Origin of the sequence: Candidatus Pelagibacter communis, from assembly GCF_001180105.1 — a bacterium.
GTDB lineage: Bacteria > Pseudomonadota > Alphaproteobacteria > Pelagibacterales > Pelagibacteraceae > Pelagibacter > Pelagibacter ubique_K.
In genome coordinates this window covers 1-2316 of record NZ_CVSO01000061.1, presented here as the reverse complement: position 1 = coordinate 2316, position 2316 = coordinate 1, and the positions used below count along the sequence as shown (strand labels likewise).

The 2316-nt window shown below is 30.9% G+C and carries 1 protein-coding gene and 1 pseudogene; both read right to left on the bottom strand.

Annotation, left to right across the window (positions count from 1 at the left end):
- On the bottom strand, positions 1 to 1596 hold a 1596-nt coding region (gene lepA / locus AMN84_RS03700; RefSeq protein ID WP_075483479.1), incomplete at its 3' end, for a translation elongation factor 4.
- Positions 1597 to 2316 (bottom strand): annotated as a pseudogene (locus tag AMN84_RS03695) (phenylalanine--tRNA ligase subunit beta); the annotation flags it as partial.

Below are 2316 nucleotides of genomic sequence, written 5' to 3'. Positions count from 1 at the left end.
TTGAACTGGAATCATAAAATTATGCCGCGGTATTAAATCTTTTAATTTTTCACATACATCTCGACCGATAGATTGTGCAAAATCTTTGTGAACCATCATTGCAAGCGCATCAACTGGTTCAGAGTTTACTAAAATTCCTAATTTTACTAGCTCACCTTCCTGGTGACCCATTATTTCATAATCAAAGCTTGCATATCCACTTGTCATAGACTTAAGTCTATCATTAAAATCAAAAACAACCTCGTTTAAAGGTATTTCATAATTTAATACTGCTCTGTTACCTGAGTAATTTAAGTTTTTTTGTATCCCTCTTTTGTTTTGACAAAGTTTCATTATGGAACCCAAATATTGATCTGGCGTAATTATTGTAGCTTTTATCCATGGTTCCTCTATAAATTTAATTAAAGTTGGATCAGGTAAATTTGAAGGATTTTGTAAATCTTGAATTTTACCATTATTTAAATGGACTTTATAAACTACCCCCGGTGTTGTTGTTAATAAGTTAATATCAAATTCTCTCTCAAGTCTTTCTGTGATTATTTCAAGATGAAGTAAACCTAAAAAACCACAACGAAATCCAAGCCCGAGAGCTGATGAAGATTCAGCTTCATAAGAAAAGCTAGAGTCATTTAATTGTAATTTTGCCAAGCCATCTTTTAATTTTTGATACTCAGAACTATCAACTGGAAATAAGCCACAGAAGACCACTGGTTTGCTTGGTTTAAAACCAGGTAAACCTTTTTTAAGAGGATTTTGAGCATCACAAATAGTATCACCAACTTTTGTATCTGATAAATTTTTAATTCCTGTAATAATAAATCCTATTTCACCTGATTTAAGTTCATCAATATCTCTTGCTTTCGGTGTAAAGACACCCACCTTTTCAATTATGTGTTCCTGATCAGTAGACATCATTTTAATTTTCATATTTTTTTTTAATGTTCCATCTATGACTCTGACTAAAATGATAACCCCTAAATAAGAATCATACCAACTATCTACAAGTAAACATTTTAATTGTTCTTTAGTCTCACCTTTTGGTGGGGGTAGTGTCGAGACAATTGACTCTAAAATATCTTCTATACCTTCGCCTGTTTTTCCAGAGCAAGGAACTGCGTTAGATGTGTCTATACCAATTACATCCTCTATTTGTTTTTTTGTTCGATTTAAATCAGACGCAGGTAGATCAATTTTGTTTAACACCGGTATTATTTCATGATTTATATCTAACGCTTGATAAACATTAGCAAGTGTTTGGGCTTCCACACCTTGTGTACTGTCCACAATTAATATGGATCCTTCGCATGCGTAAAGTGATCGACTAACCTCATAACTAAAATCTACATGGCCTGGTGTATCAATGATATTTAGAATGTATTCTTTGCCGTCTTTTGCTTTATAATTTAGTTTCACTGTTTGTGCCTTAATTGTAATTCCTCGTTCTCTCTCAATATCCATTGAATCTAACACCTGATCCTTCATCTCTCTTTCTGTCAAACCTCCGCATTTGTGAATTATTCTATCTGCTATTGTTGATTTCCCGTGATCAATGTGAGCGATAATAGCAAAATTTCTAATGTTATCGAGAGTAGACATTTACGATCTTAATTTTGCACCAGTTTTTTCCTCTACAGTGCTAACTATTTTTTTTGATATATTTGTGAGATCATTTTCATTTAAAGTCTTATGATCGGACTGAATTGTTACTTTTAATGCAATTGATTTTTTATCAGATGGAATATTTTCCCCTTCATAAACATCAAAAATTTTTATTTCTTTAATTAAATTTTTATCTAAATTCTGGATAACTTCTGTTAAATCTTGAGCTCTAGTATCTTTATTGACTAAAAAAGCAAAATCCCTATCTGACTTCTGATAATCTGAAAAAGTTAGACTTTCTTTAGTCTTTTTATTTTTTGCTTTATATTCAACTAAGTTTTCTAAAAAGATTTCAAATCCAAAAGTATTTGAAATTATTTTTGGATGCAAAGCACCAAAATATCCAAAAACAAGATTTCCATCTTTTGAAACTATAGATCCTGAAATACCCGGGTGATAATAAGAAGGTGTATTTTCCTCAACCTTAAAATCTTCTTTTTTTATTCCAAGTTCCGTTAATGATTGAACTAAATCTTTTTTAACATGAAAAACATCTATTAAATCATTTTTATTAAAATTATTATCTTCATCTATAAATTGTTTTTTAACTCCACAAACAACAGTGATTTGTTGACCAGGTTTTTTTCCTTCAAAAACTGGGCCAATTTCAAAAAGAGCTTGATCACCAAATCCTCTGTTTAGGTTTTTTTCTAAATA